Genomic DNA, 26,248 nt, shown 5'->3' on the forward strand with positions numbered 1-26,248 from the left:
GGACGACTCGATCACTGTGGGAGCTGGCTTGCCAGCGATGGCGCCAGCCCATTCAGCATCAATGTTTCTTGAATCACGCCGGCTCTAGCGTGCGCTCCGTCTTGACCGGCGCCACCTCAAACCGATCCGCCAAAAACGGCGTGATGTCCAGCGGCAGCGGTTCATCGTTGACCAGTTTGTCCAGCAGCACGCCGGTAATCGCCGAGGTCAGAATGCCGGTGCGGAAGTGTCCGCAGGCATTCAGATAACCCTCCACGCCGCGCATCGGCCCGAGGATCGGCAACTCATCCGGCGAACCCGGACGCAAGCCCGCCCAGGTGCGTTTCAGATTCACATCCTTGAGTTCCGGCAAGCAGCGCACCGCACCCAGCACCAGCCCGGCGATTTCCGGGTAGGTGGTGGTGACGTCGAAGCCTTTGTCTTCGGTGGTGCTGCCGATCAGGATTTCGCCGTTGTCCTTTTGCGCCACGTAGCAATCACTGGTGGTCAGGCAGCCGTTGAGGATTTTCGGCATGCGCTCGGTCAGCAGAATCTGCCCTTTGACCGGTTTGACCGGAATGCGAATGCCGCTGGCCCACTCGCTCAGATCCGCCGCCCACGCGCCCGCGGCATTGATCAGGGTCTTGCAGTGGAACACGCCCTCCTCGGCCGTCTGCACACCGGTCACGCGGGTGCCGTGGTGCAGCACGCCGGTGACGTTGGTGTTGACGAAGATGTCTACGCCGTTTTGCCGCGCACCTTCCATGTAGGCGTCGGCGAGGCGGAACGGGCTGACCTGATGGTCGCAGAGAAACTCCAGCGCGCCGCGTGCTGCATGGCTGACGCTCGGTTCGGCTTCGCGCAACTGGGCTTGATCGAGCCAGCGCACTTGATCGGCCAGATGCGGAATGCAGCCGACAATGTGCTCGGCGTAGAGCCGGTCTTCATCGTCATAAATCACGAACTTCAGCCCGGTCTTTTCGAACTTGAAATCCATGCCGTGATTGTCTTTCAGCTCACGGTGCAGCGCCGGGTACAAGGCGTTGGACTGCAAGGCGAAATCGAAGAACGACGGCGGCAGAATGTGCGGCGTACTCGCGTCCACGGCCACCGCAGCGCCCTGGGTTTCGCGCTTGCGGTTGGCCGACATCATGCGGAAGAAAATCACCCCGCAACCGAGGCCGACCGACTCGCCAATCGCCCATAAACCGCCGGCTGAAGCACGGGTCGCGTTGCCCGGACGCTTGGCATCGATCAGCGCCACTTTGAGGTTTTTGCGTTTGGACAATTGATAGGCGCAGGAGGCGCCGATCACGCCGCCGCCGGCGATAACCACGTCGTAGAACTTACTCATGGGAAGCGGCCTCCGTGCCGACGGACTGGAACGCGGAAAAAGGAATCGGATCAATCGGGAAACGCGGACGCAGCCAACCGACGTCCTTGCGTCCGGTGGCCTGGCGCAGTCGGTCACTGCAATAGCCGATGCACATGCGCCCCTGACAATCGCCCATGCTCACGCGAGTGCGCATTTTCAGGCTGGCGATGTCTTGCACACCTTGCTCCAGCGCTTTGTCGATGTCGGCGCGGGTGGCGTGCTCGCAACGGCAGATCACCGTGTCGGCGGCGGGTAAAGCGGTCTGGCCGGCGCCGCGTTCGGTGTAGCGATCCACGGCAGCGCGGAAACGCACGATGGCTTTGAGTTTGCTCAGGTAGCGGTCGCGGCGCACGCGGGCCTGCTCTTCTTCGAGTACACCGCGTTGCAGCAGGATCGAAGTCGCGGCGATCTTGCCGGCGAGCATCGCCGCTTCGCCACCGCGAATCCCGCCCATGTCGCCGGCCAAATGCACGTGCGGCTCGTTACTTTGCTGCCAGATATTCGCGTGGGCGCGCAGGTAACCGTCGTCACTGAAACCGTGATCGAGGCCCATTTGCTGACTGAGTTGGGTGCGCGGAATGAAGCCGTAACCCACCGCCAGCGTCTGTGCCTCGAAGCGTTCGACGCGAGACAGATCCGGCTCCCACGTGGCCGAGTACGGCGCGACGCTGACGCTTTTCAATTCGCCCTCGCCGTGGGCTTCGACCACGCCCCAGCCGTACTGCATCGGGATGCCATGGAGTTTCAGGTAGGCGAGCATGCTCAAGCCATCGAGGAACAGCTGCGGCTTGTTCAACAGCGCCAGACTCTCGCGGGCGATCTTGCTGAATGCGCAGGCCTCATAGACGCCGGCAACGCTGACGCCGGAGGCATGCAGTTGCGTCGCCACCAGCGGCAGCAACGGCCCGGTGCCGGCGATGATCACCGGCCCTTGCGGCTTGACCACGCCGCTTTTGATCTGCAGTTGCAGACCGCCAAGCATGATCACTCCCGGCAGCGTCCAGCCAGGGAACGGCACACTGCGCTCGTGGCAACCGGCAGCCAGCAGCAACTGTGGGTATTGGATTTCGTGCAGTTGCTCATCGCCGTCAAGCACGACCAATGCGCGGGTGCCTTCGGCGCCGACCACGCGATGGTTGAGGCGCACATCGATCAGCCCGGACTGCTCCTGAAATTCGCCGTGCAGTTTGCCCAGGGCTTCGGCGTAACGCGGCCCCAGATAATCCAGTTGCACGCCGTCACGCAGCGGCCCGCGATAGACCACGCCGCCGAGGCGCGAAGCTTCTTCCAGCAAAGTGCAGCGCACGCCGTGGCGTGCCAGTTCGATGGCCGCTGCCATCCCCGCCGGGCCACCGCCGACGATCACCGGTTGCAGGTTCATACGACCTCCTGCGCGGTAATGCGATTGACCTGGGTTTCAATCTGCATGCCGTCGCGCACCACGGTCTGGCAAGCGCGGCGCTTGTGTCGACCGTTGATTTTCACCAGACAGCACTGGCACACGCCCATGCCGCAATAGGCGCCCGTGATCTGGTTATGATCATTGCGCGCGATCTGGCGCACGCCGAGGGACTGAATAACGCTGAGGACGGTTTCGCCGATGGCGGCCGTTACGGGTTGACCGTTGATGTGCACGGTCATATCCGCCTGCGCCAACGGCTGGATATCGAAGGTTCTTTCTAGGCAGTGCATTGCGATGATCTTCCGTGAAATGTCAGTGGAGTGTTGCGCCAGCTCCTTGCTGCACTACACCGAGTCGACCCGTTTTTCTAATGCATTTTGAGGGTCTGACTGCGGTACTCCGTCAGCGCAACCGGTGCGCGTACAGGCAATGTAGTCGATACCGCAGCAAAGGCTTGGATCATTTACGGTAGGCGATATCGCCGGACGAAATATTGATCCAGGCCAGTGAATGCGGTGGGATTGTCCAACGATCAGTTGGAGAAGACGAACTGCCCTTTGATCTTCCTCGGGCCGATTAACGCAAGGTCCGGGAACAGTAGCGATTTGACCCACGCGGCGTAGAACACCATCGCCAGAATGAAAGCCACTCCGACCAGAGTCGACACCGGCTCTTCACTGAAGCCTACAAACTCGCGAGGAATCTGGCTAATCGTCAAAGTGACATAGATGGTGTAAACCACCGCGATGCCCTTGTAAAAGCCCCACGCAAACAAGAGCGGAATGACGCCAATGATCATCACCATGGCCAACGCCATAGCGATGCCGCCGTCGTTGATTTGAAGAAGCCCGGCTATGCCCCCGAAAAGTCCCATAATCCCCATCAGCGCCACCAGTATGTTGACTTTAATAGCGTGTCGCTTTCTGAGGACGGGATCCGGACGCGCCCCGATCCAGGCTGCCAATACCCGATCCTTGACCTTGCCCCCCGACAGCGCCTTAAAGGTCTCAGTTTTGGAATGACCGCCATCGAGCATTTCGAAAACTCGGCGTTTGATTTCTTGCTTGTCCAACGTATTCATCCTTAAACGTGCGTGCAGCGGCCGACCCGTTGCCGGTGCGGATTCTCGCCTTGTTGGCAGCCAGAAAGCAAAAAGCCGCTTCCACCCGAAGGTGGAAGCGGCCGAGGCACGAGCCCCAATAGAGCACTCAGTGCACGAACAGGGCGATCAGGATAATGATCGGGATCGGTATGCCGAGGAAAAACAGCAGTAGTGAGCGCATGGTGAATCTCCTTGTTTAACGGACCGGAGTGGTAGTGGTGTAGGTGTCGACTTCGACGTACTCGACCGCATCGCGACGACGACCGCCGAAGGTTGCAGCGAAGCTGGCGAAGAACGCACCGGCCAGCAGCGCGACGAACATCCACAGCGAAGTCAGGGCGGCGACTTTGGCGGCGGTGTCAGCAGCTTGCTGAGCTTTCAGTTTGGCGTCGGCCAGGGCTTTTTGAGTGCGAGCGTAGATTTCGTCGACACGACGTTCTGCATCGGCCTGCGTCAGGTTGGTACGTTGTGCAACCAACTGCGCGAGGTAGGTACGGTCTTCGGCGCTCATCTGACCATCGGCCAGGCTTTGCGCGAAAATGCGGGCCACAGCGCCATGGGCCGCGTCATCGCTGACAGAGGCTGGACGGTCATCGCGGAACAGGCTGTCGATGTAGTAGCCGTACTGGTTGCTGTCGGTGTTCGCCGCAGCAGTACCGGCCGCTTGGGTCATGGCACTGGCTGCACCGCCAGCAACGCTGGCACCAGCCTGCACACCGCCACTGATGACGCTGCTGACCGAACCTACCACCAGAACTGCAGTGACCAGAGTAGCCACGCACCAAGCGAGGAAGCCGTGAGCGGTGTCGCGGAAATACACCTCGTCACCGTGCATGTTCGCCCACTTCACGCGCAAGCGACCGGCGATGTAGCCACCCATACCGGAAGCGATGATCTGCGTCACCGCCAGCCAGACGATCGTTGAAATGCCCAGGCCTTTGGCGCTGACGCCCTCTCCGGCCCACGGTGAAACGGCAGAGAAACCCAAACCGAACCCGAGCAGGACCAAAATCATCGACAGTGCAGCGGCAGCCGCAGCACCGGCGAAGATCGCGCCCCAGGACACGCCCGAAACGCTGCTCGACTCTTCTGCGGCAGGATAAAACCCATCAGGGGATCTATTCATTGTTGTTCTGCTCCAGGCATGAAAAATGGTGTTACAACTCGTCATCAGAGGAATTGCAGCGACCGTGCCAGTCGCGTCGATTAAATAAATCCTTTTATTTCAATGATTTAGAAAAGATGAACTTCCTCAAACCATGCAAATTGCAACAAGCGCCGGATAACAGCGGGTTTTATGCATTGGCGGCGAATATCCAAAAGGTTCGAAATTTGCGTTTGTGACAGGTCAACATGAAAGTTAATTTAAAGCGTCACGGAAAATTCTTGGCAAAATGCAGCCATTCCGTTTGAACCGATCAGCAGGCCTGCCTATGACTCGTATCTTGACCATCGAAGACGACGCCGTGACCGCCCGGGAAATCGTTGCCGAATTGAGCAGCCACGGGCTGGAGGTCGACTGGGTCGACAATGGCCGCGAAGGTCTCGACCGCGCCGTGAGCGGCAACTATGACCTGATTACCCTCGACCGCATGTTGCCCGAGCTCGACGGCCTGGCCATCGTCACCACCCTGCGCACCATGGGCGTGGCCACACCGATTCTGATGATCAGCGCCCTCTCCGATGTCGATGAGCGTGTCCGCGGTTTGCGCGCCGGCGGCGATGACTACCTGACCAAACCGTTCGCCACCGATGAAATGGCGGCGCGGGTTGAAGTGTTGCTGCGTCGACAGAACAGTGGCGCCACGCAGGCAACGACGTTGCAGGTGGCCGACCTCGAACTCGACTTGATCAGCCATGAAGCGCGGCGTGCCGAGCAGGTGCTGACGCTGTTGCCGACCGAATACAAACTGCTGGAATTCCTGATGCGCAACAGCGGCCAGATTCTCTCGCGGATGATGATTTTCGAAGAGGTCTGGGGCTATCACTTCGACCCGGGCACCAATCTGATCGATGTGCACATTGGCCGTCTGCGCAAGAAAATCGACGCTGCGGGCAATGTTCCGCTGATCCGCACGGTACGGGGCTCGGGTTATGTCATTGCCGAACCCGTCTGACGGTTGGCGCTCTTCCAGCAGCCGCTTGCTGGCGCTGTACAGTTCGCTGTTCGTGGCGTGGAGCGCGATCCTCATGGGGGTCATGTACTACGAAGTCTCCGGCTACCTCGACAACCTCGCCAAACATTCGCTGATGCAACGTCAGCACCTGTTCTCGCACTTTCGCGGTGAGCAACTGGAAGAAGCGCTCGCCGCCAGCATGACCTTCGACATTCGCGGCATCGACGCCTATGGCCTGTTCGATGCCGAAGGCGTTTACCTCGGCGGCGCGCTCCAGCAGATCCCCGCAGGCCTGCCGCTGGACGGCAAGATCCACATGCTCGCCGACTGCGCCAACTCCGACGACCCAACCCTGCCCAATGACAGCTGCGACGCCGTCGCCACGCAAACCCGCGACGGGCGCTGGCTGGTGTTGTTGCGCGACAACGGCTCGCTGTTCGCGGTGACGCGGATCATTTTGCATGCATTGTTCTGGGGCGTATCGCTGACGATTCTGCCGGGGATTGCCGGTTGGCATTTGCTGCGGCGCCGACCGCTGCGGCGGATCCGGGCGATTCAGGCCAGCGCCCAGGCGATCGTCGCCGGCGACCTGACACACCGCTTGCCGTTGTCCAATCGCCGCGATGAACTGGACATGCTCGCCGCCATCGTCAATGCCATGCTTGAACGCATCGAGCGCTTGATGAATGAAGTCAAAGGCGTCTGCGACAACATCGCCCATGATCTCCGCACGCCGCTGACACGCTTGCGCGCGCAGTTGTATCGCATGCAGCAACAGGCCGGCGAAGGGTCGCAGGAAGCAGCGCAACTGGATCTGGTGCTGGCGGAAGCGGATACGCTGATGGCGCGGTTTCGCGGATTGCTGCGGATTTCCGAACTGGAGGATCGCCAGCGCCGTTCAGGTTTTGTCGAGCTCGATCCGGTGCAACTGCTGGAAGAACTGCATGAGTTTTACTTGCCGCTGGCCGAGGAAGGCGAACTGCGTTTCGACTTGAACATGCCGGAGACGTTGCCGCCGCTGAACGGTGATCGGGCATTGCTGTTCGAGGCGTTGGCGAACCTGCTAAGCAACTCGATCAAGTTCACCCCGCCGGGCGGCACGGTGATGTTGCGCGGCGTCAACGCGGGTGGGCAGACGCGGATTGAAGTGCACGACTCCGGGCCGGGGATTCCCGAGGCTGAGCGTGAAGCGGTGTTCCAGCGCTTCTATCGCGCCGAGGGTGGTCAGCCGCAGGGTGGTTTTGGTTTGGGGTTATCGATTGTCGCGGCGATTGTCAGCCTCCATGGCTTCAGTCTTGAAGTCAGCAGCAGTGATCTCGGCGGGGCGAAACTGGTGCTCGATTGCCGGCAGAGTCTGATCGAGAATTCCTGATTCCCGACATGATCGTTCCCACGCTCTGCGTGGGAATGCCTCAGGGGACGCTCCGCGTTCCAGCTTGCGAAAGGGACGCTGAGCGTCCCGGGCTGCATTCCCACGCAGAGCGTGGGAACGATCATCGTGCTGTTCTTCAGGTTGGGTAATTGGCGCGCAGTGCTTCGAGGCCACCCTGGTAGATGCCGCTGAACAACGCCACCACTTCCTCATCGCTCACGCCTTTGGCGTTGAAGCGCCCCGACCATGTCACCCGTGCGCCCTGCCCTTGGGCTTCGACCTTGATCGTCGCCAGATAATCCGTCGCCGGGAACGGTGCATGTTCAATCGAATAGCTGTAGGTCTTGGTGGCGTTGTCGAACGCTTGCAGACGCTCAACCACGACGCCGCCGTCAGCGGTTTGCAGCGTACGTACACGACCGCCGTCGCTCAGTTCACTGTTGGGAATGAACGGCAGCCAGTCCGGCAGCGTGTTGAAGCCGCCGATCAATTGCCAGACCTGATCGGCCGAAGCTGGAATATCAATGGTTGCTGATGCTGTAGGCATAAATAAACGTCTCTCTCGGGAATTCAGATCGTCAGGCTGTCGACCACACCGCCATCGACGCGCAGAGCAGCGCCGGTGGTGGCCGAGGACAGCGGCGAAGCAATGTAGGTGACCAGGTGCGCAACCTCTTCAACATCTGCGACACGCTGGATGATCGAGGTCGGGCGGGCCTTGAGTACAAAGGCGTCGGCCTCATCGCGCAAGTTGCGCCCGGACTCGGCGGCAGCCTCCTTGAGCATGTCTTGCAGGCCGTCGGTGAAGGTCGGCCCCGGCAGGATCGCATTGACCGTCACGCCGGTGCCAGCCAGACGTTTGGCTAAACCGTGGGACACCGCCAGATTGGCGCTTTTGGTCACGCCGTAATTGATCATGTCCGCCGGCGTTGCCACACCGGATTCCGAAGACAGGAAAATCACCCGGCCCCAACCCTGCTCGATCATTGCTGGCACGTAATGCCGCGCCAGGCGCACGCCGGAAATCACGTTGACCTCATAGAACCGCGTCCACTCGCTGTCTGGCGCTTCGAAGAAGTCGACAGCGTCGAAGATGCCAAGGTTGTTCACCAGAATGTCGGCGCGTGGTTCGGCGGCGAACAGTGTCTGCGCGCCCTCCGCTGTGCCCAGATCCGCAGCCAAACCGCGCAATTGCGCGCCCGGGACTTTCTCGCGGATGCTCGCCAACGCCTGCTCGACCTTGCCGGAGTCGCGGCCGATCACCACCACCGTCGCGCCGGCTTCGGCCAGCGACTGGCTGATGCCCAGACCAATGCCGGCGGTGCTGCCGCTGACGATGGCCAGTTTTCCACTCAGATCAATCTTCATGCTTTCACCTCATCGATGGGTAATGGTGCACGTTCAGAAACCAGTTTGGCGTCGCGCATGGCCTGCCAGAAACCGGCAGGAATGGTTGCCGACAACGCCGCGACATCTTCAGCGATTCGACCCGGTTTGCTCGCCCCGGGAATGACCGCCGCAACAGCAGGATTAGCCAGCGAGAACTGTAGCGCAGCGGCTTTGATATCGACGTTGTAAGCGGCGGCGATGCGTTTGATCTGCTCGACCTTGGCGATGACTTCAGGGCTGGCCTGCTGGTATTCGAAGTGCGAGCCGCCGGCGAGGATCCCCGAACTGTAAGGTCCGCCGACGACGATTTCGACGTTCTGCGCCCGCGCAGCATCCATCAGCCGTTGCAGCGGACGTTCGTGATCGAGCAGCGTGTAGCGACCGGCCAACAGGAAGCCGTCCGGCTGCGCTTCGCTGAGGTCGAGGGTCAGTTCGCACGGCTCGACTTTGTTCACGCCCAGGCCCCAGCCCTTGATCACGCCTTCCTCGCGCAAACGGGTCAGCACTTTGAACGCGCCGGTACGCGCCTGGTTGAAGTATTCCAGCCATTGATCGCCGTAGAAATCCTGAGCAATGTCATGCACCCAAACGATATCGAGACGGTCAGTCTGCAAGCGCTTGAGGCTGTCTTCGATGGAGCGCAGGGTCGCGTCGGCGCTGTAGTCGTTGACGATCTTGTTCGGGCGACCGTGCTCGAACACGCCGCTTTTCTCGCCGAGATCGCGGGCGGAAGCGTCTTCGACTTCATCGAGAATGACCCGGCCGACCTTGCTGCTGAGCACGTATTCGTCGCGCTTGTATTGCTTGAGTGCTTCGCCGAGGCGGATTTCTGACAGGCCGGAGCCATAGAACGGCGCGGTGTCGAAATAACGCACGCCGGCCTCCCACGCCGCATGCACGGTGGCTTGCGCTTCCGCTTCGGGAATGGCGCGGAACATGTTGCCGAGTGGCGCGGTGCCGAAGCCCAATTGGCCGGGCAGTTTGTCTTTCAAGCTCATTGGTTATTCCTCGATAGGTTCTGGGTCTGTGTGACCGTTGAGCAGATCCTAGATTGCGGCGCCGAGACCGTCCAAGACATAATCTGCGCAACTTGAGTCCCTATAGGTCTGACATGATCGACATACGTCAATTGCGCTATTTCGTTGTAGTCGCCGAGGAAGAACACGTCGGCCGCGCCGCCGAACGGCTGCATATTTCCCAATCGCCACTGAGCCGGCAGATCGCCCAGCTCGAAGAACGTTTGGGCCTGACCCTGTTCGAGCGCAGCCAGCAGCGCATCCGCCTGACCCGCGATGGCCTGACCTTTCTCGCCGAAACCCGCGCCCTGCTCACCCACGCCAATCGCCTGGAATCCCTCGGCAAGCGTCTGGGCCGTGGAGAAGAAGGTGGTTTGTGCATCGGCTACATCGAAAACGCCATGCACGCCGGAGTGCTGCCGAATGCCTTGCGCGTGCTGCGCGGCGATCGTCCCAACGTCCACGTTGCGCTGTACAACCTCAGTTCCGCCGAGCAACTGGAAGGCTTGCGACAGCGTAGTCTCGATATCGCCTTGGTGAGTGAGCCGCCGACCGCTGACGACCCGGATCTGCTGGGGTTTCAGGTGCTGGATGATCCAATGCTGCTGGCGTTGCCCGAGCGTCATCGGTTGGCCCAGCAGGCTTTGCTGAGCCCCGAGGATCTGGCCGATCAGGAATGGATCGGCGTGCAGCCGCGTCAGGATGCCAACGACGAATTCGTCAGCGCGTGCATCCGCGCAGGCTTCACCCCGGATGTGCGCATGCAGGCGACCGAGCCGTTTACCGCACTGGGGCTGGTGGCGTCGGGGCTGGGGATTGCGATGATCCAGAAGGGTTTGAGCCATAACGCACCGCCCGGAGTGGTGTTGCGTGAGGTGCCGTGGCTGACGTTGACCACGCCATTGTGGGCGGCGTGGCACCGGGTCAATTTGCGGCCGTTGGTGGAGACGTTCCGCAAAGTCCTGACTGACGGCGAGATTTCCGCTGACTGAAATGGCCCCTTCGCGAGCAAGCTCGCTCCCACAGGTTCAGTAGGGATTTCACACTTTCTGTACGACGCCAAACCTGTGGGAGCTGGCTTGCCAGCGATTAGGCCGGCACAGCCAAAATCGAAGGTGACTGACCCTCCGCTATCGCTGGCAAGCCAGCTCCCACAATGTTTTGTGACCATCCTGAACGCAGCGCTCAGCCACAGATTTTGTGACGGATCTACACTGAGCGAATCAGCCATCTGTCGTGAGATCGCCATGAGAATGTCTGCGCAAATGACCGTGGTCGCCGTGCTCGCCACCCTCGCCTACCTGGGCCTGGCGGTGTGGGGCATTGGCGGTGTGGCGATCTTTTTCTCCCACGGCTCGCTGGTCGTGGTGGCTTTGGCAACCGTGGCGATGGTGGTGGCGTCGCTGTTTACCGAAGTCAATCTCAGCTCCGGCGAGCGCGAAGACCGGGCCAATCGCTGGGTGCTGCCGGCGTTTGCTGTGATCGGTTTGGTCAGTGGTTTTCTGCCGGCCTACTGTGACCGGGTGAACGTCTGGACCTTCGGTGGCGACGGCGTGCGCTGGTTGGGGGCGTTGCTGTTTATCGTCGGCGGCGCGCTGCGGTTGTGGCCAGTGTTTGTACTGGGGCGACGGTTTAGCGGCTTGGTGGCGATTCAGCCGGGGCATCGGTTGGTCACCGATGGCATCTATCAGCACCTGCGCAACCCGAGTTATCTGGGGCTGGTGATCAATGCCGTGGGCTGGGCGCTGGCGTTTCGCTCAACGGTCGGACTACTGCTGGCGGCGCTGACGTTGATTCCGCTGATTGCGCGAATTCATTCTGAAGAAGCGCTGCTGCGTGCGCAGTTTGGCGCAGAGTACGAGGCCTATTGCGCACGGAGTTGGCGGCTGTTGCCGGGGGTTTACTGACTGCAGCCTCGCCACAATCCCTGTGGGAGCTAGCCCTGCTAGCGATAGGGCCGCACAGTCAACATCTCCATGACTGCCCCACCGCCATCGCCAGCAGGGCTGGCTCCCACAGGTTTTGCGTACACTCCCTGATATCCAGCAGCACAAAAAATCACTGTGGGAGCTAGCCCTGCTAGCGATATCGCCGGCACGGTCAACATCTCCATGACTGACCCACCGCCATCGCCAGCAGGGCTGGCTCCCACAGGTTTTGCGTACACTCCCTGATATCCAGCAGCACAAAAAATCCCTGTGGGAGCTAGCCCTGCTAGCGATGCGGTGTGTCAGGCAAAGTAAATGCTGACTGTGCCGGCGCTATCGCTAGCAGGGCTAGCTCCCACAAGGGATTGTGTTGTGTCAGTTGTTTTTCAGGCGCAGACCATCGCTGTCGACTTTAACGCGGATGTCCGCATAACTGGCCAACGTTGCATGCGCCGTTTCCAGCGGATGCTGATGCGTGGTGGTGATGATCATCAGCGGCGCGCCGGCCGCTTCAGCCGCCTGGATACCGACGGTGGCGTCTTCGAAAATCAGGCAATCGCGCGGTTCAAGTCCTAGACGTTTGGCGGCCAGCAGATAGCCCGCCGGATCCGGTTTGCCCGCCTGCACATCTTCAGCGGTAATCATCAGCAAAGGCTCGGGAATCCCTGCCGCCGCCATGCGTCGCAAGGCCAGATCCCGTGGCGCCGAGGTCACCATCGCCCAGCGATCTTTCGGCAAGCTGTTGAGAAACGCTGCCGCGCCGGGAATCTCGACAATGCCTTCGACGTCTTCGATTTCCGCTTGAGTGATGAACGCCGCTTGCGCCTCGGCATCGACGCCGGGCAGGTTCAGGCGATTGATCGTATCGATGGCTCGCGCGCCGTGAATGGTCGGCAGGAATGTTGCCACGTCAACGCCATGACGCACGGCCCACGCTGACCAGATGCGCTCGGCAGCGGCGATGGAATTGAGGACGGTGCCGTCCATGTCGAACAGGAACGCGCCGAACGCGCGATCGAAAACAGAATCGTGAGCAGACAAAACGTCGCATCCTCTGACAAGAAACCGGGCCGGCAATGTAGCACTTGCCGGGCCGATTCACCCAGCGTGTCAGTGCAGGCGCGGGGCCTTGGACTTGAAAGCACTGTCCACACAGTCGAGCAACTGACCGATGGCCCAAGGCTTTTTGATGAACGCCACCGAATGCTTGACCCCGGAAGTCTCCGGCGTTTCATAGCCAGACATGACCATCACCGGCTTTTCCGGCCAGCGGTCACCGACCAGGTTGGCCAAATCCGCACCATTGAGCGTACCGGGCATGGTGATATCGGTGAGCAATAACGCCACTTGCTGCGCATGCTGCTCCAGATAGAGCGAAGCCGCGTCCGCACTGGTGTGCGGTTCGACCACAAAACCTTCCTCCTGAAGAATTTCGCAGAGAAACTCCAGAATCAACGGATCATCTTCGACTACCAGAATCAACCCGCCAGGAAGGTGCGCGTCCGCCGTTGGTGTTGGGCACATGAAACTGCACTCCCTGAATAGCATTAACGATTTAGCGGCTTGAATCCGCTGCTTATCTGGTATGAGCAGCGGGCTCTGTAGAAATTCATTTTTGATACAGCTCTTTTCAAAAAGGCCGGTTTGGCCCTTCAGCGACAATCGTTCGCGGCGTCTGGTTTGTGGTTAAAATGCCGGCCCTTTTGCTTGCCGACCGTGACCGATGAACCCTGAAGCCCTCGCCACCCTCCACGCTCATTTGCTGCCCGCGCTGGCGGCGGCACCCGGCGAAACCCGCCGCCTGTTCCACGGACGCGGACGTTGCTGGCCGGGCCTGGAACAGTTGACCGTGGACTGGCTGCAAGGCGTGGTGCTGGTGGCGTTGTTCAAAGAGCCGCTGCCCGAGCAACTGGACGATCTCAAGCGTTTGCTGCTGGAGATCAGCCGTTCGCCGGAATGGCAGCAGTGCGGCGCGCACACCTTGTTGATCCAGCATCGCTATCTGCCACAAAGCACCGCTGAATGGCTGGTCGGCAGTGAGATCGAGGAAATGACCATCGTCGAGGGCGGTTTGCAATATCGCGTCGATCTGGGCCTCAAGCAAAACACCGGGTTGTTTCTCGACATGCGCTACGGCCGCAACTGGGTGCGCGAGCAGGCAAACGGCAAGCGTGTGTTGAATCTGTTCGCCTACACATGCGGATTTTCCGTGGCCGCGATCGAGGGTGGCGCCGATCATGTGGTCAATCTGGACATGTCCCGCGCAGCCCTGAGCCGTGGCCGCGACAATCACCGTTTGAACGGCCATGACCTGAGCAAGGTCAGCTTCCTCGGCCACGACCTGTTCAAATCCTGGGGCAAAGTCATCAACAGCGGCCCGTACGATCTGGTGATCATCGACCCGCCATCGTTTCAGAAAGGCAGTTTCCTGTTGACCAAGGATTACCAGCGCGTACTGCGCCGCTTGCCGGAATTGCTGACGGCGCAGGGCACCGTACTGGCCTGCATGAACGATCCGGCGTTCGGTTCGGACTTTCTGATTGATGGCGTCACGCAGGAAGCACCGGGGTTGCGTTTCGAGCAGCGGCTGGAGAATCCGCCGGAGTTTGCGGATGTCGATCCTGAAAGCGGACTCAAGGCTTTAGTCTTTCAGCGTACCTCCTGATACGCCGCCAGCCCCCGATAACTAATGCTCATTGTGGGAGCTGGCTTGCCAGCGATGAGGCCGGCACAGTCGACATCTTCGGCGACTGAAACATAGCTATCGCTGGCAAGCCAGCTCCCACAGGGTTCAGTGGGATTCAGGACGATGGTGGGCGCAACACCAGCGCAAACAACTCTCCATGCCCGCTGACATTGAGCTTCTGATAAAGATTGCGCCGATGTACTTTTACCGTCTCCGGGGAAATGCCCAGCTGCTGGGCAATCGCTTTGCTGGAGAAACCCTGCAGAATCAGCCGCGCCGTGTCGACTTCGCGGGCGGTCAGCCGGGCATCGAAGCGATCAAGCAACGTCGCCAGGTCACCGACCGCCACGTCCGCCACCGGCCCCTGCGGTGGCAGCAACTGCACGTGTCGGCGCATCGCCGCCAACACCCAGTCCCTCACGCATAGCAACCTGCCCTGCTCGGCCAAGCCGAACGCCGTCGAACGCCCCAAGGACAATCCGAGCACGCCTGCTTCGAGGTTGATCATGAACTGCAACTCGTCCTCGCCGACCACCGAACGGAAGTAGCTCTGGTAGTACTCGCTGTGCAGAAACTGGTCCGGCGCGACCGACGCCAGGCTGTGCAGACCATCGCTGATGCCCAACGACGCGGCTTGATAAAACGGATCGAGCAAATACATGCCGGCAGTGTAATCGGCCAGTTCCTCCTGTTCGGCGGCGCTGCCCTTGCTGTCGAGGTCGATCAGCAATTGCGGTGTTTGTCCGGCTTTCATCACCGCCACCAACGCGTTGTCCACTGGCACCAGCAAGCGCAGGGTGTCGACCAGCGCACGCCAGAATCCGTCCTGCCCGACACTGGCGAATACCCGCGCCAGGCTCTGATGCACCGGCAATTCCTGCAACAACGCGTCCACGTTCTACCCCTTCTGTGTAACCCATGATGGGAATGGGTCAGGCGCGATCAGCCCGATAGGCTGACCCCCATTGTGAATACCGGCCCGCCGCATCATGCGGTGTCGCATGGCCGAGTTCAACCCGGCCCGGTTACAGCACCGGGCCATTTTTATCTGCCTTTAAAGAGAGACAAGAATCGATGAAACCTCGTGCCCGTGACCTCAACATTCGCATCGGCCAGATGCAACCCGGCCCGCTCAACGCGATCACCGATGTGCCCGGTGTGCGTGTCGGCCACAGCAATGTGCGCGGTCGCAGCGAGGCCGGTCGGGACATCTGCACCGGCGTCACGCTGATCGAACCGCGTCGGGGTTCGACCAACCAGCAACCGTGTTTCGCCGGGGTGCATGTGCTCAATGGCAATGGCGATGCCACGGGCCTTGAGTGGATTCGCGAAGCCGGTTTGCTCACCAGCCCGATTGCCTTCACCAACACCCACAGCCTCGGCGTGGTGCGTGATGCGCTGATTGCGCTGGACCGTGAGCAGCAACCGGACGACGGTCGTCTCTACTGGAACATGCCGGTGGTGCTGGAGACTTATGATGGTTTGCTCAACGACATCAACGGCTTCCACGTCAAACCGTTGCATGTCGCTGAGGCCTTGAACACGGCCACTGACGGGCCTGTAGTGGAAGGCGCGGTCGGCGGTGGCAGCGGCATGATCTGCCACGAATTCAAGGGTGGCATCGGCACCGCCTCGCGTCGGTTGAGCGATGCTCAGGGCGGCTGGACCGTCGGCGCCATCGTCCAGGCCAACCACGGCATTCGCAGCGAATTGCGCGTCGACGGTTACCCGGTCGGGCGCTACATGGAACAGAAGGACTCGCCATTTCTGCGGGCCTCGCTGCCGCATCCGGGCATGGGCTCGATTGTCGTGTGCCTGGCGACCGATGCGCCGCTGTTGCCCCATCAATGCACGCGTCTGGCGCAACGGGCGAGTCTCGGCCTGGCCCGCACCGGCGGCGGTAACGAAGATCACAGCGGCGACATCTTCATAGCCTTCGCCACTGGCAACGAACACGTCCCGCCAGCAGCCTACGAAGGCAAAGGCGCGCCAACCTGCGACGGCTTGCGCATGGTCAATAACGATCACATCAGCGAGCTGTTTCTGGCGGCTACCGAGGCGGTCGAAGAAGCGATCATCAACGCCTTGCTCGCCAGCGACAGCACCGAGGGCAATGGGCATTCCGTGCCGGGCTTGGACGCGCAAACGCTGCTCGCCGCGCTCGAAAAAGCAGGTTGGCCCGGCTCGCGCTAACCCCGCAAAACCTGTAGGAGTGGGGCATGTGCTGGCCTGCGCCCCTCAGTGCAGCGTCAGGCGCTGGCGGACAAATTCTTCGGTGTGGCGAGTGGTTTGATCAAGGTGCCGGTCACGCTGTTTCTCGGCATCGAGCATCGCGCGTTTGCTGTTTTTCTGCAGCAGATAGGTGTGAATCTGCTGCACTTCCAGCGAACGGTAGATCGGCGTGGTATCGATAAATCCGCGCAAGCCGTTGCTGCGATAGTGCCGTGTGCTCATCAGCACTTGGGTCTCACGCGAGCCGATCACTTCAAAACCCATCGCTTCGAAATACGGGACTTTGCCGACCGTGCACGCCAGTTCGGCATGGGGATAGCGGCCGACCATGTCAGCAATCATCGCCCGCGCCACGCCCTGGCGCCGATGCCCTTCGCGCACCGCCATGTAGGCGACGCTGCAGGCTTCCCAATCGCCCTGCACCGGCAAGTACAGGAGGAAACCAATCACCTGCTCGGGATCATCCTCATCAGTCGCCACCAGCAACTCCACCTCGGTGCCCTTCTCGCCATTCAACGCTTCCAGATACAGATGCACCTCATAGCCGACCGCGTACTGATAGACGTTGTAGAGCAGATTGCTCGGGCCCAGGCCCACGGCGCTGATGTCCGTCAGGTAGTCGACGACCATCTGCAGAATCTGGCTGTTGACGCCTTCCGGGCAGGGGGATTTGTAGTGGGTGATGCGTGACATGGCGGGTGAACTCCGGCAGAAAACCGCGACATCATACCTTGTCACCCTAGCCAGCGGACTCACTGCTGAGGCGCCACCACCTTGAACTTGATGGCGATGTCCTTGGACACCACGCTGTCCGCCCACTCCCCCGCGCCGAGGCCGAACTCTTCGCGTTTGAGCAGCAGTTCGCCGTCAAAAATGCCGATGGCGCTGTCCGGCTTCAATTCCACTGGCACCTGCACGTCGCGGGTGATGCCTTTGAGGGTCAGTTGGCCGGCAATCAGATAGCGGTTTTCGGCGACCTCGGTGAAGTGGCTGGATTCAAACACTGCCACCGGAAATTTTGCCGTGTCGAACCACGCCGGTTTCACCAGTTCGGTGTTGGCGTCTTCGCTGCCGGCGTCGATGCTGGTGAGATCAATGTGCAAGGTGGTGTGGGCGCGGTCGAGATGCTCAGTGTCGAAATCCAGCGTCGCCTCGAACCTGGCGAAGGTGCCGTACATCCGCGAGCCCATCTGGTTGTAGGTGAAACTGATCTGACTGGCGTGGGTGTTGACCCGGGTGTACTCGACAGCCTGCGCAGCGGGGATGGCGCACAGGACAAACGCGGCTGCCAGCAGCAATCGGATCGACATGGGATTCTCCGGGCGGCGCTTGACGTCGAGGGCCTCGATTGACTTAAGCAAACATCCGCCGGTTACGCCAGTTGCAACGTCGCGTGCCTGCGCTCAGACCAGGGCTTCAGCGTAGCGAACATCAGCGGCGCCCGGCCGCACACCTGCCCGAAGCCGATGGCGCAATTTCAACGCTGGCCGCTCGATGCAGTAGTAAGTCAGACCGCTGCACAAAAAAGCGGCCAGCAACACAGCCAGGATGATTGCTGCATCGTACGTCCCCGACCAGAAACCGTGTAGCGCGTAAATCAGCACAAAGTGATTGAGAAACACGCCATAGCTGAGATTCCCGAGAAACTCGTCGAGACGGTGATATTTGAGCCGGCTCAGCCAATACACCGCCGCAATTCCCAGCGCGGTGCCCAGCGTCACCTCGGCGTTGTAAGGCTGGCGTTCAATCAGGCCCGCCATGATCGCCGCAAACAACAGCCCCGCGCCGATCGCTGTCGCGGCCACCACCGCCAGCCCTCTGCGGTTGGCTTTGTACAAATAGCTACCGCACAAAAACATGAACAGCACGCCCGGCAACAAGCGATAGCCATAGTAATCCGTGTTGATGTAACCGAAACACGCCAGCAGAAATACGCCGACAGACAAGACGAACGCAGCGCCGCGCCACTTGAAGACAAGCAGAAAAGGAATTACCAGGTAAAAACACATCTCCAGCCCCAGCGACCACGCGGGCGGCAGAATCCACACGCTCGAAACCTCGAACATAGAGAAATCCAGCGGCACGATGGCCAGGCTCGCGACAATGCGCGGCAACGTCAATTCGAGGTCAGGTGCGGAACCGGGCATCAGCTCATGCACCACGATGCACGACGCGATGAAATAGAACAAAAACTGTGGATACAGACGCAAGGCCCTGTCCAGATAGAACGCGGGGAATTTGCTCTTCGAGTCGTAGTTACGCTCGATCAGCGAGGTCATGACGAAACCGCTGATGATCAGAAAGGAAATCACCGCTACCACGCCGGGATTGAGCCCGTAAAAGGTTACGCCCATATGTGAAACAGCTACCAGCACCGCCAGCAGCAGCCGAAAAGCCCCCATTTACACCCTCGAACGACCTTATAGTTATGGCGCGTAACCTACGATGCTTTCTGCTCGGATAACAGCAAAATTTCCCCCCTCTGCGGCAGCGCCTACACCAACCGCTCGATTTTCTGATGGCGCCAGACCAGTTTGTAATACAGCGTCTGCAACACCAGCATGCTCAGGTACGCCACCGGAAACGCCATCCACACCCCCTGCAATCCATATTGCGCATCCAGCCAATACGCCGCCGGCAACTGCACGCCGACCACGCAGACAATCGCGATCACCACCGGCACCAGCACCGTGCCGCTGGCGCGCATGATGCCGCCGATGATCGCCTGAAAGCCGAACACCAGCAGGCTCCACAACATGATGTGCAGCAGATGTTCAGCCATCACCCGGGTTGGCTCTTCGGTAAGGAACAGCCCCAGCAGCCAGTGCGAAAGCAGATACCCCATCACGATCAGACCGCCGGTCAGGCACACGTTGATCAGCAGCCCGGTGCGCAGAATCGGCGCCATGCGCTCCAGTTGCCCGGCGCCAATCGCCTGTGCGCCGAGGATCGACGCGGTGATCGCGATCGACAGCGCCGGGAACTGCACGTAGTTGACGATCTGCGTCACCGCGCCATACGCCGCCGTCGCTTGCGAACCGTGCTGGTTGACCAGCGCCAGAATCACCAGCTCCGACAGCGACAGCACAATCATCTGCACGCCGGTCGGCAGGCCGATGCGCAGCACCTTGCCGAGAATCGCCCCATTGAGCCGCAGGGCGGCGAAGAACTCACGGTCGGGCGCTAGCGGATGGCCCTTGCGAATCAGTCGCCATGCCAGCCACGCCATCGCCGCCAGGTTACCGGCCAGCCCCGCATACGCCGCGCTCTGAATGCCCAGTTGCGGCAAGCCGAACCAGCCGCGAATCAACGCTGGCGTCAGTGCCAGACCGACCGACGTCGACACGATCAACGCCAACAGCGGCGATAACGTATCGCTCACCCCGCGCAGCAATTGCGTGAACAGCACAAACACCAGCAGCGACGGCAAGATCCACAGCATCACATGGGCATACGCCACCGCATCATCGAGCACATCCGCCGGCGTCCCCAGCCCGGTCAACGCCTGCCGCGCAAAAACGCTGCCGAGCACCGCCGCGACCAGACCAATCAGCACGCCGAGCAACAGCGTCGCCCCGGCAATCGCCTTGACCATGTGCGGCTCACGCGCGCCCCACGCTTGGCCGATCAGCACACCGGCACCGGCGCCTAGGCCAATCACCAGCGCGATAAAGAAGAACACGATAGGAAACATCCCCGACACCGCCGCCAACGCCTGCGTACCGAGCATCTGGCCGATGTAGATGCTGTTGACCGTGCCCGACATCGACTGCAAAAAGTTCGACAGCACCATCGGCGCCAGAAACAGCAGGTAGGTTTGCCAGAGGGGTTTGACGGCAGCGGGGGTTTGCATTGACTGGAGGTCCATCTCGACGGCGGGAGGGCTAAGACAGGATAGCTTCGGTGAGTTGCCTGCGGGGTGCAATTAACATTTCACATCGACGTTTATTGTCGGCGCCCGGCTGTGTTAAATAACCGCCCACGTCCATTTCCTTCAAAGAGGTTTTGTCCATGCCCCGCTTGCCCCACGTGCTGACCGGCACGCTCTTCGTCCTCTGCGCCGCGACCGCCCAGGCAGCCCCGACAGCCAGCCAACCGCAAGCGCTGAAACCCTTGCTGGAAACCCTCAACGAACGCCTGAACATCGGCGATCTCGTCGCGCTGACCAAATGGGACAGCGGCAAGCCGATTCAGGACAGCCCTCGAGAAGCGCAGGTGATCGCCAACGCGCGCACGCTGGCCAGCGAACGCAAGCTCGACCCGGAAGACGTGGCGCAACTGCTCGCCGCACAAATGGAAGCGAACAAACTGGTGCAATACGGTTTGCTCGCACAGTGGCAAGCCGTCGGTGCAGCGCCGGATACGCAGCGTCCGGATCTCGCCAGGCAGATTCGCCCGCAGCTGGACGAACTGCAAACCCGTCTATTGCAGCAGTACGCCGACTTCACGCCCTATCGCCAGGACCCTAATTGCCCGGCATGGCTGGCCGAGGCTCGCAGCGGTCTGACCAAGGATGCGTTGCATGAACTGGCGTTGACGCGCGCCACCGGGGAGTTGTGTGTTCGCGCGACGGCCCGGTAATCCGGGGTTTTGGTAAACATCGTTGGCGTCGATAGTCACCATCACGCCAATGAAGTTCTCATAAAAAATCCGCGGCGTAAGATCGGCTCCAGACAAACAAACAACCTTCTGGAGCACACGATCATGAAACGCCAAACCATCCTCAGCATCGCTTTCTCGGTTTTCGCAGTTAACGCTTTTGCCGCCACCCCGGCTCACACCATGATCGCCGAAGGCGGTTCGGACAAGCTGATTGAAAGCCGTGTGGCTGAGGGCGGTTCGGATCGTCTGATCGAACGCCGTGTTGCCGAAGGTGGTTCGGATCGTCTGCTCGAACGCCGTGTTGCCGAAGGCGGTTCGGATCGTCTGCTCGAACGCCGCGTTGCCGAAGGTGGCTCGGATCGTCTGCTGGAACGCCGTGTTGCCGAAGGTGGCTCGGATCGTCTGCTGGAACGCCGTGTTGCCGAAGGTGGCTCGGATCGTCTGCTCGAGCGCCGTGTTGCCGAAGGTGGCTCGGATCGTCTGCTGGAACGCCGTGTTGCCGAAGGTGGCTCGGATCGTCTGCTGGAACGCCGTGTTGCCGAAGGTGGCTCGGATCGTCTGATCGAGCGCCGCGTCGCATGATCCAATAGTTGTACCGCACGTCCACAAAAAAGCCCGGCCTGATCAGCCGGGCTTTTTTGCGTTCAACCGAGGCTTATTGCACGGTTTTGAGCTTGACCACGTCACCGGAAATCTTGGTGGTGTAACCGGTCAGAACCCAGGCCCAGAACCAGTTTTCCTGAACTTGAGTGTTGATCATGGCGTCGCCGCCCTTGGCTTTGATCGCGGCGGTCTGGGCGCGGACGAAGCGGTTGTTCTGCTGGATCGGGATTACGCCGAACAGCAGCAGACCAGTGGCGGTGGCTTCACTGTGGCCGATCACGGTGTACTGGTTGCTGTCGTAATGCTGGGTGTTCATCGGGGTGCCAGTGCAACCTGCCAGAACCGCACCGAACAGGGCGGCGGCGACTACTTTGCTGAAGTACTTCACGGTAAAACTCCATAGGAAAACGCCCGGGATCCGTCTCTCGGGCGGCGCATACCTTAGCGAAAATGATGGCGTCTTGGTATCAATCTCGACAAGTTTCATTTTGCCGCTTCGCTGGCAGCCCGTCGGCGATGTCGCATACCATGGCGCCACGCCAATCAAGACAGACAATCATCGCCCATGCTCAAAGCCAGTCTGCGTAGCCATCTCACCCTTTGGTTTACCGGTTTGTCCCTGTTGACGCTGTTGAGCGTGGGTTTCTACGTCGGCCACATCGCCACTGAACAAATGAAACAGGCCAGTGGCAACGCCTTGCTCAACACCGCACGTTCAGCCGCCTCGTTATTGGGTGAACAACTGCGCGAGCGGCAACTGGAGGTTTATCTGCTCAGCCGCGCCCCGCATCTGGAGCGCGGCGATCTGGATAACCCGGCGATTCTCAAATCGATGCAATTGCGCACCCAGGCCCGCAACGAGTATGCGTGGATGGGCGTGACCGATGCCAACGGTAACGTGCATCAAGCCGTGAACAATTTGCTGGTCGGTCAATCGGTGCAACAGCGCCCGTGGTTCCAGGCCGGGTTGCGCGGCGAATACACCGGCGATCCCCACGAAGCCGTGCTGCTGGCCAAATTGCTGCCGGGCATGCCGAATGGCGAACCGCTGCGATTCATCGATTTCGCCGCGCCGATCCGCAATGCCGAAGGCCAGGTGATCGGCGTACTCGGTGCTCATGCGCACTGGAGCTGGGTGACGCGAATTGTCGAATCGGCGGCGTTTTCCCATAAGAATTCTGCACCGGATATCGAAGCGCTGATCGTCGATCACGACGGCAAGGTGTTGTACCCCGAAGCATTGATGGGCCAGCAACTGGCGGCGAATAACTCGCCTGCGCCGGGCTGGTCGGTGGGCGATGGCTACCTGACCAGTATGGTCACCGTACCGACGCCATCGAGTACCGCGCTGTCGTGGTCGATTGCCGTGCGCCAACCTTTGGAAACCGCACTGCAACCGGCACGCCTGCTGCTGTATAAATTGCTGATTCTCGGTGTCGTCGCGGCGGTGCTTTTCGGTCTGGTCGCGTATTACGTGGCGCTGTACCTGAGCCGTCCGATCGAACAGCTCGCGCGTTCGGCCAAACAGGTTCAGCGCAACGAACCCGGTGCGCGTTTTCCCCTTGAGCATCCGGTGCAGGAAATTGCCCAGCTCGGCCAGTCACTGGATGCGATGACGCAATCGCTGCTCGGCAAGGAGCGCGAACTGCAAGAGGCCAACGCCTCGCTGGAAGCCACCGTCGCCCAACGCACCGCCGCCCTCACCCAGGCCAACGCCGAACTGCTGAGCCTGGCCGTTCACGATGGCTTGACCGGCGCTTACAACCGTCGGCGCTTCGACGAAAAACTCACCGAGTACACGTTGCTGTCACGGCGCACCGGTCGCCCGTTTGCGCTGCTGCTGATCGACGCCGACCACTTCAAACGGATCAACGATACCCACGGGCATGCCGTCGGTGATGACGTGCTCAAGCAGTTGGCGCAGTTGATTCAGAGCAGCCTGCGCACCACCGATTTCGTCGCCCGCTACGGCGGCGAAGAGTTCGCCGTGCTGCTTCCGGAAATCGCCCAACCCGACACCCCCGAGGTGGTCGCGGAAAAGATTCGTGTGGCCATCGCCGAGGCGCACTTCCCGGTCGTCGAGCATGTGACCGTGAGCATCGGCGTCGGTCTGGCCGATCCGGCGGACAACAACCACAGCGCACTGATCAAGCGCGCCGACCAGCAGTTGTATCAAGCGAAAGCGGCAGGCCGAAATCAGGTGGCGTGATCAGGCCTTCTTCACTTCGCAAATGCCGTTGGCTCTGTTCTTGCCGGTGTACGAGACCCCGGCCGAGCCATCGGGGTTGATGCTCAAGGAAATGGTCACGCCCGCGCCCTTGGCCTCAAAGTAGTTCTCGTTGAATTTCTTCAGCTTGCCTTCCTTGCCGTTGATGTAGATCGGCCCGCCCTCATCGGCGTGGACTTCGATCTTGCCTGGGCAAGTGGCGTTGAACATCGGGATGGCGGCCTGAGCCAATCCGCTGGCGAGTAACAGCGGCGCGGTCAACATCAACAATTTCATCGTGTGCTCCGAGGTAACGGCGGTGTGCCGGCCGGTTAGAAATAGCGCAAATGCTGCCGTCAGACCAGTACGCGCCGCGCCCACAGCGTTCAGGGTTGAAGAATATCGGCCGGGGCATGGCCGTCGGCATCGAAACTCTGCAGATACGCCAGCAGATTATCGACCTTCTCCTCGTCGCTCAGCCCCCAGAAAATCATCCGCGTGCCCGGCACTACGCCTTTCGGGTCTTTCAGATAAGCGATCAGCGTTTCGCGGTTCCAGGTCAATCCCGAGTTTTTCATCGCATCGGAATACACATAGTTCGCCGAGATGCCGGCGGGTCGGCCGATGATGGCATTGAGTTGCGGGCCGAAACCCGGTCGCGCCGACTCACCAACCTGGTGGCAGCCACCGCACAGGCGCGGGAAGATTTTCGCCCCGGCTTGCGGGTCGCCCGCTGCGTGGCTGAGCGGGCTGAACAGCACGGCGGTTAACAGGACGAGGGACAGGCGTGCGGTGGTTTTCATCGAGTGTTCCAGATCGGCGTAAATCGGGCGGCGCAAGGGTAGCATTTGTTTTTACAGGTAAGCGCCGATGATCTGCCTGACCGTGGTCAAGGCCTCACGCAGAACCGCCATGTCCACCGAGCCCAGCGCCAGACGAATCGCATGGGGTACATGCGCCGACACGGAAAACGGCTCGGCGGTGGTGACGGAAATCTGCTCGTGCATCAACGCCACCACGATCTGATCGGCGCGCACGTCTTCCGGCAACGGCAACCACAGAAAATACGAAGCCGGATGGCCGATGTACGGCAATCCTTTCAGCACCTTGGCCGCCAATGCTTGCCGCGCCTGGGCGTCGTTGCGTTTCTGCTCTTCCAGCACGCTGACCGTGCCGTCATCGAGCCAGCCACAGGCGATGGCCGTCATCACGCCGGGGGTGTTCCAGGTCGTGGCGCGGATGATGCGCTCCAGCGCCGGCACCGCAAGTTCAGGCGCGGCGATGAAGCCGACGCGCAAACCGGTGGCGATGTTCTTCGAAAGACCGGACACATACACGGTGCGCTCCGGCGCCAGTTGCACCAGCGCCGTCGGTGGGTTTTCCACGAGAAACGCGTAGGCCGCGTCTTCGATGATCGTCAGATCATGCTGTCGGGCAATCGCCACCAACTGTTCGCGCGCCACCAACGGCATGACCCAACCCAGCGGATTGTGCAGGGTCGGCATGCTGTACACGGCGCGCACCGAGCGGCTGCGGCAGAGCTTTTCCAGCGCCTGCAGATCCGGTCCGTGCGCGCCGACCGGGGTCGCCACGACCTCCAGATGCAGCGCCTCGGCGAGTACTTTGAAACCGGAATAGGTCAGCGCATCGGCGGCAATCACATCACCGGGTTTGAGCAACGCCATCAACGTCACCGCCAAGCCTTGCTGGGCACCATTGACGATCAGCACTTGCGCGGCATCAACCTGCACGCCGCGCGCGAGCAGATGTCGCGCCACCGACGCGCGTTCGTGGGCGCGACCGGCGTGAGGCTGATATCGCAGCAGCGCTTCCAGGTCCCCGGACAACGCCAGTTGCCGCAACGCTGTGCGCAATAATTCTGCCTGACCGGGCAACGACGGGTAGTTGAAGTTGAGGTCGATCATGCCCACCGCGACGTCTTTCTGATCGATGCCCTGCCCCGGCGCCAACAAGGTTTCGCGAACAAACGTGCCGCGTCCGGTCTCGCCGCTGACCAGCCCCATCGCCTCCAGCTCGGCGTAGACCCGCGACGCCGTGACCAACGCCAGCCCCTCTTGCGCCGCCAATTGCCGGTGCGTCGGCAAGCGCGTGCCTGGCGCCAGACGCCCGCAGCGAATGTCTGCCGCGTAGGCGTCCACGATGGTCTTGTAGCGCGAACGCGGCATGCTTGATGTATCCATGACAATTTTTTGATTGTGCTGATTCTCGACCCTAGGAT

Annotated in this window: 28 protein-coding genes; 9 read left to right on the forward strand and 19 right to left on the reverse strand. The window is 60.7% G+C overall.

All coding sequences use genetic code 11. The features are described 5' to 3' along the window. Positions 1–73: 73 nt before the first annotated feature. From hcnC to AC3Y64_RS17565, 5 genes are all read right to left on the reverse strand, one after another. On the reverse strand, positions 74–1,333 hold the full coding sequence (hcnC, locus tag AC3Y64_RS17545) for a cyanide-forming glycine dehydrogenase subunit HcnC (protein ID WP_489984662.1): 1,260 nt from the start codon (positions 1,331–1,333) through the stop codon (positions 74–76). Further along, the gene (gene hcnB / locus AC3Y64_RS17550; RefSeq protein WP_489984663.1) at positions 1,326–2,735 is read right to left on the reverse strand and encodes a cyanide-forming glycine dehydrogenase subunit HcnB; all 1,410 of its coding nucleotides are present in this window, start codon (positions 2,733–2,735) and stop codon (positions 1,326–1,328) included. Before hcnB ends, hcnC begins: the two co-directional genes overlap by 8 nt. Then, positions 2,732–3,046 (reverse strand): cyanide-forming glycine dehydrogenase subunit HcnA, encoded by a 315-nt coding sequence (hcnA, locus tag AC3Y64_RS17555; RefSeq protein WP_158954307.1) that lies wholly within the window; start codon positions 3,044–3,046, stop codon positions 2,732–2,734. The genes hcnB and hcnA overlap by 4 nt, the downstream gene beginning before the upstream one ends. 242 nt (positions 3,047–3,288) lie before the next feature. Then, positions 3,289–3,828 carry a hypothetical protein gene (locus AC3Y64_RS17560; protein ID WP_489984664.1) on the reverse strand — a complete coding sequence of 180 codons (540 nt, stop codon included), beginning with the start codon at positions 3,826–3,828 and terminating at the stop codon, positions 3,289–3,291. 226 nt (positions 3,829–4,054) lie between these two features. Further along, positions 4,055–4,984 carry a hypothetical protein gene (locus tag AC3Y64_RS17565; protein ID WP_158954301.1) on the reverse strand — a complete coding sequence of 310 codons (930 nt, stop codon included), beginning with the start codon at positions 4,982–4,984 and terminating at the stop codon, positions 4,055–4,057. Positions 4,985–5,291: 307 nt separating this feature from the next. On the opposite strand from AC3Y64_RS17565, the gene AC3Y64_RS17570 reads away from it, so the two are divergent. Both AC3Y64_RS17570 and AC3Y64_RS17575 read left to right on the forward strand, forming a co-directional pair. Continuing rightward, complete coding sequence (locus AC3Y64_RS17570; RefSeq protein ID WP_122590190.1) at positions 5,292–5,975, forward strand: response regulator transcription factor; 684 nt, start codon at positions 5,292–5,294, stop codon at positions 5,973–5,975. Continuing rightward, a complete protein-coding gene (locus AC3Y64_RS17575; RefSeq protein WP_489984665.1) occupies positions 5,953–7,347 on the forward strand; it encodes a sensor histidine kinase in 1,395 nt (464 codons plus the stop codon). Before AC3Y64_RS17570 ends, AC3Y64_RS17575 begins: the two co-directional genes overlap by 23 nt. A 136-nt stretch (positions 7,348–7,483) precedes the next feature. Here AC3Y64_RS17575 and AC3Y64_RS17580 read toward each other — a convergent pair whose 3' ends face one another. From AC3Y64_RS17580 to AC3Y64_RS17590, 3 genes are read right to left on the reverse strand one after another with little or no spacing between them, the layout of a single operon-like run. Then, positions 7,484–7,894, reverse strand: a complete 411-nt coding sequence (locus AC3Y64_RS17580) for an SRPBCC family protein (protein WP_489984666.1) — start codon at positions 7,892–7,894, stop codon at positions 7,484–7,486. 23 nt (positions 7,895–7,917) lie between these two features. Further along, a complete protein-coding gene (locus AC3Y64_RS17585) occupies positions 7,918–8,715 on the reverse strand; it encodes an SDR family NAD(P)-dependent oxidoreductase (RefSeq protein WP_489984667.1) in 798 nt (265 codons plus the stop codon). Next, the gene (locus AC3Y64_RS17590) at positions 8,712–9,734 is read right to left on the reverse strand and encodes an aldo/keto reductase (RefSeq protein ID WP_489984668.1); all 1,023 of its coding nucleotides are present in this window, start codon (positions 9,732–9,734) and stop codon (positions 8,712–8,714) included. Before AC3Y64_RS17590 ends, AC3Y64_RS17585 begins: the two co-directional genes overlap by 4 nt. Positions 9,735–9,847: 113 nt before the next feature. Here AC3Y64_RS17590 and AC3Y64_RS17595 point away from each other — a divergent pair, with 113 nt between their 5' ends. Then, positions 9,848–10,744 (forward strand): LysR substrate-binding domain-containing protein, encoded by an 897-nt coding sequence (locus tag AC3Y64_RS17595; protein WP_489984669.1) that lies wholly within the window; start codon positions 9,848–9,850, stop codon positions 10,742–10,744. Positions 10,745–10,999: 255 nt separating this feature from the next. Further along, positions 11,000–11,659, forward strand: a complete 660-nt coding sequence (locus AC3Y64_RS17600) for a methyltransferase family protein (RefSeq protein WP_489984670.1) — start codon at positions 11,000–11,002, stop codon at positions 11,657–11,659. Positions 11,660–12,055: 396 nt separating this feature from the next. Here the strand turns inward: AC3Y64_RS17600 and AC3Y64_RS17605 are convergent, their stop codons facing one another. Both AC3Y64_RS17605 and AC3Y64_RS17610 read right to left on the reverse strand, forming a co-directional pair. Beyond that, complete coding sequence (locus AC3Y64_RS17605) at positions 12,056–12,721, reverse strand: HAD family hydrolase (RefSeq protein ID WP_489984671.1); 666 nt, start codon at positions 12,719–12,721, stop codon at positions 12,056–12,058. A 69-nt stretch (positions 12,722–12,790) separates the two neighbouring features. Beyond that, positions 12,791–13,204 (reverse strand): response regulator, encoded by a 414-nt coding sequence (locus AC3Y64_RS17610; protein ID WP_158954285.1) that lies wholly within the window; start codon positions 13,202–13,204, stop codon positions 12,791–12,793. A 199-nt stretch (positions 13,205–13,403) separates the two neighbouring features. On the opposite strand from AC3Y64_RS17610, the gene AC3Y64_RS17615 reads away from it, so the two are divergent. Further along, positions 13,404–14,345, forward strand: a complete 942-nt coding sequence (locus AC3Y64_RS17615; RefSeq protein WP_489984672.1) for a class I SAM-dependent methyltransferase — start codon at positions 13,404–13,406, stop codon at positions 14,343–14,345. Positions 14,346–14,481: 136 nt separating this feature from the next. Here the strand turns inward: AC3Y64_RS17615 and AC3Y64_RS17620 are convergent, their stop codons facing one another. Beyond that, the gene (locus AC3Y64_RS17620) at positions 14,482–15,261 is read right to left on the reverse strand and encodes a helix-turn-helix transcriptional regulator (RefSeq protein WP_489984673.1); all 780 of its coding nucleotides are present in this window, start codon (positions 15,259–15,261) and stop codon (positions 14,482–14,484) included. Positions 15,262–15,440: 179 nt separating this feature from the next. Between AC3Y64_RS17620 and AC3Y64_RS17625 the strand changes: the two genes are divergently transcribed. Beyond that, positions 15,441–16,559 carry a DmpA family aminopeptidase gene (locus AC3Y64_RS17625; protein ID WP_489984674.1) on the forward strand — a complete coding sequence of 373 codons (1,119 nt, stop codon included), beginning with the start codon at positions 15,441–15,443 and terminating at the stop codon, positions 16,557–16,559. A gap of 45 nt (positions 16,560–16,604) precedes the next feature. Here the strand turns inward: AC3Y64_RS17625 and AC3Y64_RS17630 are convergent, their stop codons facing one another. The 4 genes from AC3Y64_RS17630 to AC3Y64_RS17645 form a co-directional block, all read right to left on the reverse strand. Further along, positions 16,605–17,291, reverse strand: a complete 687-nt coding sequence (locus AC3Y64_RS17630; RefSeq protein ID WP_489984675.1) for a GNAT family N-acetyltransferase — start codon at positions 17,289–17,291, stop codon at positions 16,605–16,607. Between the two features lie 59 nt (positions 17,292–17,350). Further along, positions 17,351–17,908, reverse strand: a complete 558-nt coding sequence (locus AC3Y64_RS17635; RefSeq protein WP_489984676.1) for a YceI family protein — start codon at positions 17,906–17,908, stop codon at positions 17,351–17,353. Positions 17,909–18,001: 93 nt separating this feature from the next. Further along, positions 18,002–19,000, reverse strand: a complete 999-nt coding sequence (locus AC3Y64_RS17640; RefSeq protein ID WP_489984677.1) for an acyltransferase family protein — start codon at positions 18,998–19,000, stop codon at positions 18,002–18,004. Positions 19,001–19,092: 92 nt separating this feature from the next. Then, on the reverse strand, positions 19,093–20,451 hold the full coding sequence (locus tag AC3Y64_RS17645; protein ID WP_489984678.1) for an MATE family efflux transporter: 1,359 nt from the start codon (positions 20,449–20,451) through the stop codon (positions 19,093–19,095). Positions 20,452–20,609: 158 nt separating this feature from the next. Here AC3Y64_RS17645 and AC3Y64_RS17650 point away from each other — a divergent pair, with 158 nt between their 5' ends. After that, entirely contained in the window at positions 20,610–21,179 is a 570-nt protein-coding gene (locus AC3Y64_RS17650) for a chorismate mutase (RefSeq protein WP_489984679.1), read from the forward strand. A 123-nt stretch (positions 21,180–21,302) separates the two neighbouring features. Further along, positions 21,303–21,782, forward strand: a complete 480-nt coding sequence (locus AC3Y64_RS17655) for a phage infection protein (protein WP_489984680.1) — start codon at positions 21,303–21,305, stop codon at positions 21,780–21,782. A gap of 73 nt (positions 21,783–21,855) precedes the next feature. Here AC3Y64_RS17655 and AC3Y64_RS17660 read toward each other — a convergent pair whose 3' ends face one another. Then, positions 21,856–22,191: a hypothetical protein gene (locus tag AC3Y64_RS17660; RefSeq protein ID WP_489984681.1), complete on the reverse strand. Its 336-nt coding sequence runs from the start codon at positions 22,189–22,191 to the stop codon at positions 21,856–21,858. A 177-nt stretch (positions 22,192–22,368) separates the two neighbouring features. On the opposite strand from AC3Y64_RS17660, the gene AC3Y64_RS17665 reads away from it, so the two are divergent. After that, positions 22,369–24,012: a sensor domain-containing diguanylate cyclase gene (locus tag AC3Y64_RS17665; protein ID WP_489984682.1), complete on the forward strand. Its 1,644-nt coding sequence runs from the start codon at positions 22,369–22,371 to the stop codon at positions 24,010–24,012. On the opposite strand, the gene AC3Y64_RS17670 is transcribed toward AC3Y64_RS17665, so the two are convergent. The 3 genes from AC3Y64_RS17670 to AC3Y64_RS17680 form a co-directional block, all read right to left on the reverse strand. After that, the gene (locus AC3Y64_RS17670; protein WP_489984683.1) at positions 24,013–24,306 is read right to left on the reverse strand and encodes a hypothetical protein; all 294 of its coding nucleotides are present in this window, start codon (positions 24,304–24,306) and stop codon (positions 24,013–24,015) included. 89 nt (positions 24,307–24,395) lie between these two features. Then, the gene (locus AC3Y64_RS17675) at positions 24,396–24,812 is read right to left on the reverse strand and encodes a c-type cytochrome (RefSeq protein ID WP_489987995.1); all 417 of its coding nucleotides are present in this window, start codon (positions 24,810–24,812) and stop codon (positions 24,396–24,398) included. A 51-nt stretch (positions 24,813–24,863) separates the two neighbouring features. Next, a complete protein-coding gene (locus AC3Y64_RS17680) occupies positions 24,864–26,195 on the reverse strand; it encodes an aminotransferase-like domain-containing protein (RefSeq protein WP_489984684.1) in 1,332 nt (443 codons plus the stop codon). Between the last annotated feature and the right edge of the window lie 53 nt (positions 26,196–26,248).

The organism is Pseudomonas sp. 4CAES_32.4 (genome assembly GCF_058136335.1).